The 14,397-nt window shown below is 44.8% G+C and carries 12 protein-coding genes; 9 read left to right on the top strand and 3 right to left on the bottom strand.

Going from position 1 to position 14,397, the window contains the following annotated elements; translation table 11 throughout:
* Positions 1-27: 27 nt before the first annotated feature.
* On the top strand, positions 28-684 hold the full coding sequence (locus tag R7F64_RS10360; RefSeq protein ID WP_005385609.1) for a pyridoxamine 5'-phosphate oxidase family protein: 657 nt from the start codon (positions 28-30) through the stop codon (positions 682-684).
* On the opposite strand, the gene R7F64_RS10355 is transcribed toward R7F64_RS10360, so the two are convergent.
* A complete protein-coding gene (locus R7F64_RS10355) occupies positions 665-1,987 on the bottom strand; it encodes an ATP-binding protein (protein ID WP_318071662.1) in 1,323 nt (440 codons plus the stop codon). The genes R7F64_RS10360 and R7F64_RS10355 overlap by 20 nt on opposite strands.
* Before the next feature lie 3 nt (positions 1,988-1,990).
* A complete protein-coding gene (locus tag R7F64_RS10350; protein ID WP_318071661.1) occupies positions 1,991-2,683 on the bottom strand; it encodes a response regulator transcription factor in 693 nt (230 codons plus the stop codon).
* A gap of 366 nt (positions 2,684-3,049) precedes the next feature.
* On the opposite strand from R7F64_RS10350, the gene R7F64_RS10345 reads away from it, so the two are divergent.
* Positions 3,050-4,597, top strand: coding sequence for a hypothetical protein (locus tag R7F64_RS10345; protein ID WP_318071660.1), 1,548 nt, complete (start codon positions 3,050-3,052; stop codon positions 4,595-4,597).
* Between the two features lie 12 nt (positions 4,598-4,609).
* Positions 4,610-5,299: a hypothetical protein gene (locus R7F64_RS10340; protein ID WP_080276951.1), complete on the top strand. Its 690-nt coding sequence runs from the start codon at positions 4,610-4,612 to the stop codon at positions 5,297-5,299.
* 91 nt (positions 5,300-5,390) lie between these two features.
* Here the strand turns inward: R7F64_RS10340 and R7F64_RS10335 are convergent, their stop codons facing one another.
* Entirely contained in the window at positions 5,391-6,392 is a 1,002-nt protein-coding gene (locus R7F64_RS10335; protein WP_047101172.1) for an AraC family transcriptional regulator, read from the bottom strand.
* A gap of 107 nt (positions 6,393-6,499) precedes the next feature.
* On the opposite strand from R7F64_RS10335, the gene R7F64_RS10330 reads away from it, so the two are divergent.
* The 6 genes from R7F64_RS10330 (at position 6,500) to R7F64_RS10305 (ending at position 14,264) form a co-directional block, all read left to right on the top strand.
* Entirely contained in the window at positions 6,500-6,826 is a 327-nt protein-coding gene (locus tag R7F64_RS10330) for an MFS transporter (protein ID WP_017635162.1), read from the top strand.
* Positions 6,826-8,049 (top strand): HlyD family secretion protein, encoded by a 1,224-nt coding sequence (locus R7F64_RS10325; protein ID WP_047101169.1) that lies wholly within the window; start codon positions 6,826-6,828, stop codon positions 8,047-8,049. Before R7F64_RS10330 ends, R7F64_RS10325 begins: the two co-directional genes overlap by 1 nt.
* A 101-nt stretch (positions 8,050-8,150) precedes the next feature.
* Complete coding sequence (locus R7F64_RS10320) at positions 8,151-9,473, top strand: ABC1 kinase family protein (RefSeq protein WP_225466123.1); 1,323 nt, start codon at positions 8,151-8,153, stop codon at positions 9,471-9,473.
* 112 nt (positions 9,474-9,585) lie between these two features.
* Entirely contained in the window at positions 9,586-10,932 is a 1,347-nt protein-coding gene (locus R7F64_RS10315) for a magnesium transporter (protein ID WP_047101165.1), read from the top strand.
* An 806-nt stretch (positions 10,933-11,738) separates the two neighbouring features.
* Complete coding sequence (codB, locus tag R7F64_RS10310; protein WP_047101164.1) at positions 11,739-12,977, top strand: cytosine permease; 1,239 nt, start codon at positions 11,739-11,741, stop codon at positions 12,975-12,977.
* Between the two features lie 9 nt (positions 12,978-12,986).
* Positions 12,987-14,264, top strand: a complete 1,278-nt coding sequence (locus R7F64_RS10305) for a cytosine deaminase (protein WP_047101162.1) — start codon at positions 12,987-12,989, stop codon at positions 14,262-14,264.
* The last annotated feature ends 133 nt before the right edge of the window (positions 14,265-14,397 follow it).

Genomic DNA, 14,397 nt, shown 5'->3' with positions numbered 1-14,397 from the left:
GTAATCGTGAGCAAACAAGGAGAGAAAATGCTATCCAACACCAATAGAACGGAAATTAAGAAAGGCGCACATAAAGCCGTCTCTGATGTTAGCAAACTGCACGCCATCATAGATGAAAGCCTAATCGCTCATATTGCGATAACCAACGAGTCAGGCCCTGTGGTCATCCCTATGCTGGCATGGCGTGTCGATGATTACGTGTATATCCATGGTGCCAACAACAGTCGACTGTTACGCTCACTCAAACAAGGAGTGCAAACGTGCTTAACCTTTACTTTGTTTGATGGTTGGGTATTGGCTCGAAGTGCGTTTCACCACAGTGCGCATTATCGCAGTGCTGTGGTCTTTGGCCAGTTTGAGGTGGTGGAAGATAACCAAGAGAAAGACAGGTTGCTGAATCACTTTATTGAACAGATCGCTCCGGGGAGAACAGAACAAGTCCGTTTGAGTAATGAAAAAGAACTCAAAGCCACCATGCTACTGCGTATCCCGCTCACGGAGGCATCAGTGAAAATCAGCAATTTTGGCGTCAACGACGATGCGGAAGACATGGACATCCCTGTTTGGGCAGGTGTCCTACCCTACCGAACCGTCGTAGGTCCACTGCAAGCTTGTGACGATTTGTATGAAGGTATCGCAGAGCCAGACTACCGCAGTGCCTACTCTAACCGTTGGCAGGAATAAGCACCGTAAAACGTGCGCCGCCTAAGTGACTCTCGCCGACAGAAAGCTCCCACCCCAGTTGCCGCGCTGCACTGGTAGCGATGGCAAGCCCTAAACCAAAGCCTTTCATGTCGGCGTTGCGGCTTTTGTCTAAGCGCGAAAATGGCATAAATACTTCTTCTCGCATCGCCTCAGGGATGCCCGGACCATCGTCCTCAATATCGATGCTCCAGCAATCCGCTACCGTTCGAATCGTCACCTCAACGCAGGACTCACCATAACGCTTGGCGTTTTGCAGTAAATTATCGAGGACAAGGTTACCCAAAGTAGGCTGAAAGTGAATCAATTGGTTCGCGAGTTTATTTTCTGCTCTCAACATGGCGGACTCTAAGCCTAGGTAATTCATGCGGCTTTTACACCAAAGTGGCAGTTCCATGGTTTCAACAGAATCGATCCATGAGTGTTTTTTCACACTCAAGCGAGACAGCATGACAATGTCGGACGTTAAATCCGTCACGACATCAACGTATCGTTCAATATCGTCATGTAACTCTGCCTGCATTTCACCACTCGTGCGTCGAGCTAAATCCGTCGCTAGCTGAATACGACTCAGCGGAGTGCGCACTTCATGAGGAATAGCTTGAGTAAAGATGTGTGTTTGGCGCACTCGTCTCTCAATCTCTTCAGACATGCAGTTGAAGCCTTGGGCGAGCTCTTTCACGGGTTGCGAAAATTGCTTTAGCTCGACTCGCGTATTCAACTCACCAGAACCAAATTGTTGTTGCGCAGCCGTTAGTTGCCGAATTTGGCGGTCAAGACGTCGTACAGGTATGTAAACCATAATGCCTAAACTGCATACAACAACCAAAAGTAGAGTAAGTATAAATACAATCTCAGAATCTTCATTCCAATCAACGTGTGGGCTAAAGAAATCCGTTTTTTCTTTGAAAACTAAACTCTTCGAAGTGTTAGGCAAAGGGAATACCGCAGCATAGGTACTGCCATCAATAAGATAAACAGGTATCCCTTGCATACGGTACAGCAGATTACAATCTCGACAAGGCGGTGATCCGTCCCAGTTTTCAACCAATGTTAAATCAAAGATAAAGAAATCTTGCTTGCCGTTTTCGGTTAACTTCTTGTAGAGAGAATCCGGAGTGCCTCGTTGCTCAATGTATTGATCGACAAAATAAGCACCGTCACTCAAAAAAACACCGACTTCTGTTTTGCGCATGTACTCTTCCCCCATAAAGAGAAACAAAGCAACAGTCAGCGCAAGGCCAGTTACTAACCCCACATATAGACGAGTAAACAGGGAAAACATGCGTCATTTACCTGTCAGCATGTAGCCGTGGTGACGTATGGTTTTAATGGTAGCCGTATGGATATGAGCCTTAGAGAATTTCTTCCTTAGTGAGGATATACGCATATCAATCGAACGATCAGTAATACAGTATTCAATGCCTCGGGCAAGACGGCAACATGATTCACGAGATACTGGCTTATCGACATTCAGCATCAGGAGCTCTAAAATTTCAAACTCAGAACTCGTTAAACCAATATCTTTTTGCAAATAAAATGCTTGGGAGCGACGAAGACAAAGACTAATGCCATATCGGCTCAGCTTTTCTTCTTCAACGATATCAACTTGACGACAATAGCGACGCAACGCTGCTTCAATACGGGCGAGCAAAATATTACCTTTTATCGGTTTGGTAAGGTAATCATCAGCACCAAACTTAAATAAGCTCACCTCGCTCATTTCATCATCGGTCGCAGTCAAAACAATGATAATACCATGATAAAACTTACGCGCCTCTTGGCATATTTCTGCGCCATTTTTTCCTGGTAACATCAAATCTAACAGCACTAGGTCCGGCTTGAGCCCCTTAATCGTTTCTAATGCATTTTGACCGTTATCGATGACAGTTACCATATATCCTTCGGCTTCGAGGTACATTTTGGTTAATCGAGCAATCTCAGAGTCGTCTTCTACCAGTAAGATTGTATTACCCACCATGAATCATTTACTCCACCAATATGATGGAGGGAGTATATCGCTCGTCCTATACTGCGCAACCTACTTAAATGATAATTTTAATAAAACGCAGGCTTACATACGCTTACAAACCATACATATACGATAATCCTAATCATTCTATACCCCTAAAACCATGCAATAACCTGAGGTTTTATTTATTACCAGAATATAGCTTCACATAGAAAATAAAATTCGGAATAAAAATCCACTATATTTTTAAATGTATCGAATAATAGGTCTTACCAAAAAACAATATCAACATATATGATTTAGTTTGCTTATATAGACAGGACTTTATGTTGCTTCTAAGTTTCTTGCTCTAATAAAGTCTACGAGTAACATGAAATGAGATATTCCAAATTAACACCTTTAGCCATATTTTGCGCGATAAGTCTAACTGCTTGTGGCGGCAGTGAATCTAATCCGAAACCATCGAAAACAACACCTCCACCACCACCACCACCAATGCCAACATTGAGCACTGTCACAATCCCAACTGTCGTTTCTACAGAGTTTCCAGCCAAGTTAAAAGTGGCTGCTGATGCTGGCTTCACCCACTATGTGAAAATCTCCCTTTCCGAAGCAAACAACAACGATACATTTCACATTGTGGCTGTTGATGACGGTGCGAATAATGAAAAAATCTTTCGTGCAGCCAAAATCATCCAACACCTTCTCACAAACCAACCAGACTCTAAGTACGGTGCTGACAAGTCTCGTATCGCTAAGACATTAGCCGAGCGTGATGCCACACTAATGCTGACCGAAAACGACGAACAGAATGATGAGATGCTAACCAAAATCTTTATCAACGAACTGATTCGCCAAGGCAAATTGAACGATGCAGTTACAAGCTCGGGCTTAGCACACTCTTTTGATACGAGTTCTCTAGAAAAGTTTGTTGTAAGCATGATGGTACTTAACGAAGATGATATGGATACACTTGTCACATCTATCGCGTCAACATTAGTAACTAGTAAAGAAACACCAAACTGGCTAAAGAATAGCCAATCTTTAATGTATCGAGAACTGACAGTTGAAGGCGATTGCCATTACATTAGTAATTTTGCCGATTACTGCGCCAATCTTGGCAAAAAAGCCGAACGAGACGCCGCTTTTGAAGAAATTTTACACTTGGTCCAAGCGCAAGGTATTGCACCTAACACGGCGACTGCGGCACTGCAAAATGACATTCAAGCTCATGCGTTAAGCATCTATAACGATATTCAATCGGGCAAACCGACGGTGTGGCGCCCTACTCAGTATGACTGGGACGATTGGAAATCAGACGACTTCGATCCTGAAAGTGTTAAACAAACGGGCCCTTCATATTCTCACGAATATTTTGCTGCCGCTTTTGAAGCTTACATGGGTGTAGCAAAAGCAAACGGGCATGGTTTAGATGGCTACCAAGCGTTAACGCGTGAAGAAATGCAAACCCAAGATCCACAAGCCGTTGATTGGATCAGTGGCTTATTCCACGGATACTTGCAATATACCGCGAATATCGACTCTGCGGGCGTCAAGCTCTACACAGAAAAGACAAATCCAGACACAGTACCTACCTTCCGTATGGCTCCCAACAAAGACGGTTTGATAGAAGCGTACACCTACAAATCTCAGTGGTTAACAAAAGTGAAGATCATTGGCGACGACGCGATGAATGTGATCGGTAATGATCAAAACAATACTTTTGAAGGCAACAGCAAAGACAACAGCATTTATGGTGAAGGCGGTATCAACACCTATATCGTGCCACACAAACTGGCGGAATGTACTGTTATCAAAGCAAAGAGTGTTTCTGTTGAGTGCCCAAATACAGGCACTGACGAGTTGTACGACATTCAGAACATCCAATTCACCGACCAAACCCTAGATGTAACCAAGCTATAAACAATGAAAAACATGAAGAAACTTATTCTATTCGCTCCCTTGCTCCTTGTTGGTTGTGGTGGCCTAGCCGTCATGGATCGTACTGATGCCGTAAAAGCACAACCAGAAATGCTGATCAAAACCGACGGTGATTTTTGGGGATTCGGTGCGGATGGCCATTTTGATTTTGCTGGTAAGTACAAAGGCAAGTATTCACGCAGTGCTTCTAACTCAAGTTGGTTTAACCGTATCTCTTTCAAAGAAGGTTCAATGGGCGCAGAAGTGACTCGTATCGACAGCGGGGAAACTTGGCTTTTGAACTGCACTGGAGGCGGTATGTCGGTTAACTACATGGGCGTCGATTTTGGTGGGAATGATCCTTACACCTGTGACATTACTCAAGATGGTAAAAAAGTCGGTGAGTTTGCGATGGAGCCAAAATCCGCTCTCATCGACATCAGCTTTGAGAAAAAAGAGACAGGCGTAGTGCGTATTGGTAGCACCCACTTTAATGTAGAAACTGTACATACTAGTCCTGACGCCATGATGGCGGTAGACATTCCATTGGGTTATAGCTTTAAGGAAGGCACACAAGAAATTGCCGCTGTGCAGACGAACGGTACCATTGCGGTACAGATGCTCCCTGAACTTAGCGAACAAAAAAAGGATGTAATTGCCATCGGCGCTGTTGCAAGTGCACTAAGTTGGCGCCCTAAAAAATAGCCATTACATAAAACAACAACACACAAAAAAACAAAGCCCTCTACTTTTTTGAGGGCTTTTATTGCTTGTACTCATAGAGATAAGTGGAGCACTACTTCTCTAATCTTCCCATATACTGCTTGGGCGTTAATCCACGATGTTTCTTAAACATACGATTGAAGCTCGCCACATTGGTGTAACCAAGGCGCGTGGCAATGTCATCAATACTCACGCGCTTACTCAACAAACCAGCTGCAATATTACTCAATACATAGCCAGAAACCGTCGAAAAATTGAGCCCTAATTTATGCAAACGACGTTGAAACTGCTGTTCAGATAAATCAAGCAGAGAAGACACGCGCTCTAACGTTGGCAATCCATAATGGCTGCTGTAATTCACCACTTCATAAATCACTTTCAACTCATCTTCTGGGTCGGGCATATTAAGCAAATCATCCAAATCGGAAAAACTCATCGCTAGACGGCTGTCTTCTCGATGGCTCACTTGGCGAGAAGCTAGTCGGTCATCTCCCGGGATCCATATCTCTGTTTTTGGCTGACTCCATTCCACCTCGCAGCCGAAATATTCCCGGTATCGCTCAGTATTTTTTCTCGAGCCTGAAACCTTGACACGTAAAGGCTGGTAATCTTTGCCAAGAAATTCGCGTAACACCTTAATCATAAATACCGCACAGCGGATACTATCGTGCACCTTTACTGACGTTTCTATAAACGGGTTGTGGTAAGTCCATTTGATGATTTTACCCGACTGTTCGCCAGCAAAAAACGCCCCTGATTGTAGGTTGCTCACACCATAATTCACTCGCCGAATGGTACTGGCTAAATCATTGCCGGAGAATAACCAGCGTCCCACTGGCCCTAGCTTTTGCAGTTCAATACCTCGGCTGAGACTCAACACCACATCCGGGTCACCACTGGCTTGTTCAACACAACGGTACCATTCCGCAACGGCTTTTAGCGGGATCAGTGTCATTGGGTTGCGAAACACCGATGCTGGGATCCCTAACTCATCCGAGTCCAAATTGTATTTAGATAACGCGAGGTTATGCATGTTTAGAATGCCCATCGCACGAATAAACCGAACCGTTTTCATAACCAATCACATCAAATTTAATCCTATAGTGATTGAATCTGTCACAAAGAAAGCCGCAAATCAAATTCAGATCACAATACGCCAACAGTTTGATAGAGGAGTGTTTAATGAGTTTACTGAGTGTCCCATTTGTCGGTACAGGCGCAGATACGGCGTTACATGTTGTCGCTGCTGTCGTTTTAATCGCGAGTGTCGCGGGCGCGTGTTACGGCTTTTGGAAAATCCATGAATTACCTATCAATAAAGCACACAGCAAAGACCATCATCAGATAGGGCTCATCACTGCGCTGACCTGGATAGGGTTTGTCTGGCACTGGGTTTGGGTGCTAGCCGTGATCTTTGCATTCGTTGATATGGAAAAAGCCATCATCAATCTGCGTGATACATGGAAAAGTAAACCGCAAACAGAAACACAGCCAAAAGAGGAAGCATAATGTTAGAAGGTTTAGCGGTATGGGCACTCTTCATCTATCTGTTGCGTTTGGTTGGCATGCCTTGGAACAAAGCAACCAAATCGTTCGCTTATCTTGGCGGCTTGGGTTGGCTAATGTTCGTCTGGGTAGGTTTGATTAACTTCACCCCGATGGATTTATCCGGCGGTTCTGTCGTGCAGTCACCACACATCCAATTGCGTCCAGATTCAACCAATGTAAAAGGTAAAGTTGACCACATTTACATTGAGCCGAATCAGCAAGTTAAAGAAGGTCAGCTCATTTATGAACTTGACCCAACGCAATACAAAATCGCATTAAATCAAGCGAACGTATCCGCTGATTCTGCTCGCGTTGCATTAGCTACAGCAAAAGGCGACATCGAGATTGAAGAAGCTAACCACGAAGCGCTAGTGCAAGATCTAGAAACATCAAAGAGCCAGTTGGAAGCGGCGAAAGTTGACTACAAATTGCAGAAAAAAATGCTAGATCGTTATGTTGAGCAAAACCGAGTGGTGCACAACACCATCACGGAAAGCGATATCGACAAACAATCGAGTGCGGTTGATATGGCACGTCACAACGTGTTGACCCTTGAGTCTCAAATCAAGAAGAAACAAGTCGATATTTCCCGTGCAAAACTGGCGATTCATAAAGCGGAACTTGCAGTTGAAACCAAACAAGCCGAACTGCGCCAAGCGAAAGAGCAAATTGCAAAAGCGCAATGGGATTTGAATAGCACAAAAGTTCATGCCCCAACAGATGGCTTTGTCACCAACTTTATCCTGCGTGAAGGTCAGCGTGTATCAATGATGCCGCGTATCAACATGTACACCAACGAAAAGTACGTACTAATGCGAGTGAACCACCAGGCGATTCGTAACATCAAACCGGGTCAGCCAGCGGAATTCTCTTCGTCCGTTTACCCAGGTAAGATCTTCTCAGCGACCGTCGAAGGCATTGTTGAAGCAACAGGTGAGTCACAAGGTAATCTACTGGGTTTCGATGATTCCGTACGTGTCACCACTGGAAAGAACTTACAGAACAAACACCACTTTGTTCGTCTTAAGATTGATGAGCCAGAAGGCTACGACATCCCTGTTGGCTCTGTTGGCCTCGCATGGGTCAGCGGTGAAAAACCGATAGGCTTTATGGCCTTCTTAGATGTGATTCGCGGGATCATCATCCGAATGAAGTCTCAACTGTACTTCTTCTACTCTATCTAAACTCGCAAACCGCCAGTTACGCTGGCGGTTTTCTTTTCATTTGTATCCAAACATATCCTTTTCCCGTATAACAATTAGTTAGTAAATAGCGGAGAAGATTCATGTCGGCAAAGGAAAGAAGCCTACCTACCCATCGCATCTCAAGATTCAGCAAGTTCGCTTCACTTGCTACCCGTGTCGCAGGCAATGTGATTGCAGAAGGCACGAAGCAGATAGCCAAAGGCAACAAACCAAAAGCGAAAGACCTCTTGCTGACGCCACAGAACATCGCGCGCTTAACTGACCAACTTGCTCACCTGCGTGGCGCTGCAATGAAGCTTGGTCAAATGCTATCAATGGATGCTGGTGATGTTTTAGAACCTGAACTTGCCGATATTCTTTCCCGTCTTCGTTCCAACGCAGACCCAATGCCTGCAAAACAACTCAACGCAGTAATGGAAAGTTCGCTGGGAACGAATTGGAAAGCTGAGTTTCTGTCATTTAACTTCAAACCAATCGCCAGTGCATCAATAGGACAAGTGCACCAAGCCTACAGCGATGCGGGCGATAACCTAGCCGTCAAAGTGCAATATCCGGGCATACGGAAAAGTATCGATAGCGACGTCGATAATGTCGGTACAATGCTCAAGGTCGTTGGGTTGATTCCCGAGTCTGTCGACTACAAAGGATTACTCGAAGAAGCGAAAAAGCAGCTACATGACGAGGCCGATTACGCACGAGAGGCACAATTTGCCATTCGTTATCATGACGCTTTGAAGGAGCACCCTCATTTTGTGGTGCCCAAGATTCATACTGAAAGTTGCTCAGACTCCGTTCTCGCGATGGAATTCATTGATGGCAGTCCGATTGAGCAAATCGAACATTATGATCAGAGTACGCGAGATTTTGTCATGCACAGCCTACTCGAATTACTGTTTCGAGAGCTGTTCGAATTTAAGATGGTACAAACCGACCCAAATTTCGCCAACTACTTATATATCGAAAACACTCGTCAAATCGGCTTGCTAGATTTCGGGGCCACTCGCGAGTACAGCGAGCGGTTCAGCACTGGTTATCGCCAAGCTTTCGCATCTGTCGTTAACAATGACGAACAAGGCTTGAATGATGCGCTTGAACAAATAGGCTTCTTCAGCCAAACCATCCTTCCAGACCAACGCCAAGCGATTCTCGATCTAGTGAAAATGGCATGTGAACCGATGTTAGTTGATGAGCCTTATGACTTTAAAGCCAGTGGCTTAGCACAAAAGCTTCGCGAAGCTGGCACTATTTTGAGCATGGAACAAGAATACTGGCATACTCCACCAGCAGATGCCCTATTTTTGCACAGAAAAGTAGGCGGAATGTACTTGCTGGCAGCCCGTATTGGCGCAAAAGTGAACATTCGCCAATTGGTACAGCCATATCTCACCATCAACAGCAAATAGCCTATTGTTTTTCTGTTACTTTCAAGTACCTTGAGCAAGGTTAAGATGCATAGTTGTGCATCTCAATAACATGCCATACTTCCATAAAACGAATTAACTATCGGGGTACTCGGTGAGCAAGTTTCAAGATCTCTCCACTCTAATCCAGCAAATTGGCCAAGCCGAAGAAGTGGATCAAGTCGCAACGCTCAATGAATCTATTGAAGCGGGCCTCGAGCCCGGCGCGGTTGCCCTGATTCTAGAAGCCTTTCCAATCGACGATCGTGTTCGCTTATGGCGAGCTTTACCACTAGAGCTACATATCGACGTGTTAACGGAAATGCGTGCGGACGTACGTTTCTCTATCATCAACGCGTTATCTGAAGTCGAGCTAAAACTTACTCTCGCTAAACTCGACAACTTATCGCTCATCGAATGGGCCGATTCGTTACCAGAGTCGATCATAAACGAAGCGCTCTCGTTGATAGAAAAAGATGAGTTGGAACTTTACGATCAAGCAAACGAGTATGCTGATGAAGAACTCGGCCACTGGGCTGAACGTAAGATCATCACCCTTCCCTTCAACATTACGATTGGGACAGCTAAGCAGTTAATGGAGCGCTATAGCTACGACACGCCTCAACAGGTATATCTGATTAATCGTAATAAACAGTATCGTGGAACGGTCAATTACTTCGATATCTTACGTGGTGACCCCGATATTCGCTTAAAAACACTCGTTATTGAGGCAGTGACGGTTCTAGACAGTAAAATGATGCTTCCTGAAGCGGTAGAGGCATTAGAACACAGCACACTGCCCGCTCTCCCTGTAACTGATGCAGACCAAACACTGATCGGTGAAGTCGATTGGCAGTTTGCATTGAGTACACAGCGTGAAATCTACGAAGCACGTTTGATGGCCGGTACAGGTATGGATGAAGGCGATGACTTGTTTGCGCCAGTATTAAAAAGCTCGCAAAAGCGCGGTGTTTGGTTAGGCATCAATTTGCTTACTGCGATTTTGGCGTCTGTCACTATCGGACTATTTGAAGATGTAATTGCGCAGGTGGTGGCTTTGGCGGTGCTCATGCCAATTGTTGCATCCATGGGGGGCATTGCTGGCAGCCAAACGCTCACTCTAATGATTCGTGCGATGGCGCTTAATCAGATCACCCCAGGTAACCGTTTCAAGCTATTGAAAAATGAGTTGGGTATTGGCTCTCTGAACGGCATTGCTTGGGCGTTAATCATCGGCGGGCTCGCCGGATTGTGGTTTCAATCTCCGGTTCTTGGGGGAACCATCGCGCTCGCCATTATCGTCAATATTATTACCGCAGCTTTATTTGGTGTGCTGATTCCCATTATTCTGGATAAGTTTAAATTGGACCCCGCTTTGGCTGGCTCGGTGATTCTAACAACAGTGACAGATGTAGTTGGTTTTTTCGCCTTTTTAGGAACGGCGAGTTTAGTCATGCTTTAAAAGGTTCATTGTTTATTAATCAATCATTAGCATAATAGAGTCAAATTGCATAACGCAGTTGCAAATTGCAAACATTACTCAAACTTTAAGCAACGCATGTCACAGAAACTACGTATTTTAGGGCATATTAAAGTTGGCACAGTAACTGCATTATATAAATCGACCCTTCTTAAGCCGAGGGTCACCTAGCCAACTGACGTTGTTAGTGAACTTGATTTTGTTCACATGTATATAAGCCAATCGCACTCTTTGCGGTTGGCTATTTTTTTTATGTGGCTATTGCCCTCTTATCCTCTGACCGAGCTCGGTTGTACTTTTCTTACCCACAACAGATTGTTTACTGTTTATAAAATTCAAATATTCGCCCACTAAACCATTAGAAATGCCAGCTTCAACAAAAATAATCACCTACATAAAATAAAACCAAGAAAACACACCCAAGAAAAGAACAAATAACGTCCAAACCAAAAATCCCATCATGAAATCGTTTTCTTTTCATAGAAATCGACTGAACAATCCAGAGTTATAGATAAATTTAATCCATAAAAACAAATGGCAATTCAAAACACTAATTTCACATAGAAAACCTGTCTATAAATCATAGAAAATACGTAAAAATAAATTTTTAAATTTTAGAATTTAAAAATTAAACCATTGTTATTAAAGGAAAAAATACAAACCAAAAACCAAGCAAACGTTTAAATTTCAACTTTATCATTGACTATTAAATTTACATCACGATAATACGCGCCGTTTGCCTGAAAACCAGGTGCTATAATTAAATATTTCAATGTGCGGAGGTAATAATGGCTGGAGACAATAATTACAGTCTTGGACCAGTTCCCAACACGGCCAGAAAAGGCGTGGCATCACTTACAATGGTGATGTTAGGACTCACTTTTTTCTCCGCAAGTATGTGGACTGGGGGTTCTCTCGGTACTGGGCTCTCCTTCAATGATTTTTTCCTCGCTGTTCTCATCGGTAACCTAATCCTCGGTATTTACACTTCTTTCCTCGGTTACATCGGCGCTTCTACTGGTCTCTCTACTCACCTTCTTGCTCGTTTCTCTTTTGGTTCTAAAGGCTCTTGGCTTCCTTCCGCTCTTCTTGGCGGTACTCAAGTTGGGTGGTTTGGAGTTGGTGTCGCGATGTTTGCGATTCCGGTGCATAAAGCAACGGGCATCGATACCAACACGTTGATCCTTGTATCCGGTTTGCTCATGACCGCGACCGTTTACTTTGGCATCTCCGCACTGATGGTGTTGTCAGCAATTGCCGTTCCTGCCATTGCGCTACTTGGCGGCTACTCTGTCATCGAGGCAGTAAATAGCGTTGGTGGTATTGGCGAACTACAACAAGTTCAACCAACCGAGCCACTCGATTTTTCAATAGCTCTCGCGATGGTTGTCGGCTCTTTTGTCAGTGCTGGTACATTAACGGCGGATTTCGTACGCTTTGGTAAAAAGCCGCGCAGCGCCGTGATGATCACCATGGTGGCATTTTTCATCGGTAACTCGTTAATGTTTATCTTTGGCGCGGCAGGTGCGTCGGTGACGGGTCAATCAGACATTTCTGAAGTGATGATCGCGCAAGGTCTTCTTATTCCAGCTATCATCGTTCTTGGCTTGAACATCTGGACGACCAACGACAACGCGCTCTACGCATCGGGTCTTGGATTTTCCAACATCACAGGCTTACCAAGTAAATACATCTCAATGGCGAACGGTCTTGTTGGCACACTTTGCGCTCTCTGGCTCTACAATAACTTTGTTGGCTGGCTGACCTTCTTATCTTTGGCAATTCCACCGATTGGCGGTGTGATCATCGCTGACTTCTTCACGAACCGTAAACGCTACGCAAACTTTGAAGCCGCCCAATTCCAAAACGTTAACTGGGCTGGCATTATCGCTGTCGTGATTGGCGTTGGTGCGGGACACTTCCTGCCTGGCGTAGTGCCGATTAACGCTGTACTTGGCGGCGCAATTAGCTTCCTGATTCTTAATCCTATTCTTAACAAAAAAGCACTGGCTACACAGCCAGCGTAAGGAACCATCATGACAACACTACTGATCAAAAACGTAAAGCTAAAAGGACAAGAAGGTCTGCAGCAAATTTTGATTGAAGATGGTCAATTCAAGCGCATTGAAAGCAACGATGTGGAGCTTAGTCATAACGGTGACATCATCGATGCTGAAGGCGGTATGGCGGTTGCGCCTTTCTGCGAGCCACACATTCACTTAGATACAACTCAAACCGCAGGCGAGCCTAGCTGGAACATCTCTGGCACATTGTTTGAAGGTATTGAACGTTGGGCTGAGCGCAAAGAAATGCTGTCGATTGAAGACGTGAAAGCGCGCGCAAAACAAACCTTAAAATGGCAGATAGCAAACGGCGTACAACACGTTCGTACCCACGTCGATGTTTCAGACCCTACCCTAATTGCCCTAAAAGCGATGGTAGAAGTGCGTGAAGAGATGAAAGAGTGGGTAGATATCCAAATCGTCGCCTTCCCGCAGGAAGGAATTCTCTCTTACCCAAATGGCAAAGAGCTGCTAGAAGAAGCCGTCAAATTAGGTGCGGACGTGATTGGCGCGATTCCACACTTTGAATTCACACGCGAATATGGCATTGAATCGCTGCACTACGTATTCGAGTTAGCGCAAAAATACGACCGCCTGATCGACGTGCATTGTGATGAAATCGATGACGAACAATCTCGCTTCGTTGAAACACTGGCAGCATTAGCGCACAAGTTTGATATGGGGAATAAAGTCACGGCCAGTCACACCACAGCGATGGGTTCCTACAACGGTGCATACGCATCTCGCCTGTTCCGTTTATTACGCATGTCCGGTATCAACTTCGTGGCAAATCCATTGGTGAACATTCACTTACAAGGCCGTTTTGATGATTACCCAAAACGTCGCGGCGTAACACGAGTGAAAGAGATGCTGAATGCCAACATCAACGTCTGCTTTGGACACGATGATGTATTTGACCCTTGGTACCCACTAGGCACTGCAAACATGCTGCAAGTGCTGCATATGGGTCTGCACGTGTGTCAGGTGATGGGTTACGACCAAATCAACAACTCACTGGATCTGATCAGCACCAATTCAGCACGTACACTGAACATTCAAGACAAGCACGGCATTGAAGAAGGCAAACCAGGTAGTTTACTGATTCTTCCCGCAGAAAATGGTTTTGACGCAGTACGTCGCCAAGTGCCGGTTCGCTACTCTGTTCGTCACGGTAAAGTGATCGCAGAAACACAGCCTGCGACAACTCATATTCATCTTGAACAAGCAGAGCAAGTAACGTTCAAACGCTAAAAAGATCGGCGAAAAGAAAAAGGCCTGACGACATCGTCAGGCCTTTTTTCTACTGGTGTGCCGTCCTAAATAAGGTTGACACTTTCCACCCCCAAAATTGGAGAGTGTTATGAAATCAACAACTAAAAGAACT

Source organism: Vibrio sp. Vb1980 (genome assembly GCF_033338615.1).
Lineage (GTDB): Bacteria > Pseudomonadota > Gammaproteobacteria > Enterobacterales > Vibrionaceae > Vibrio > Vibrio alginolyticus.
This window is presented reverse-complemented; position numbering and strand designations above follow the sequence as displayed.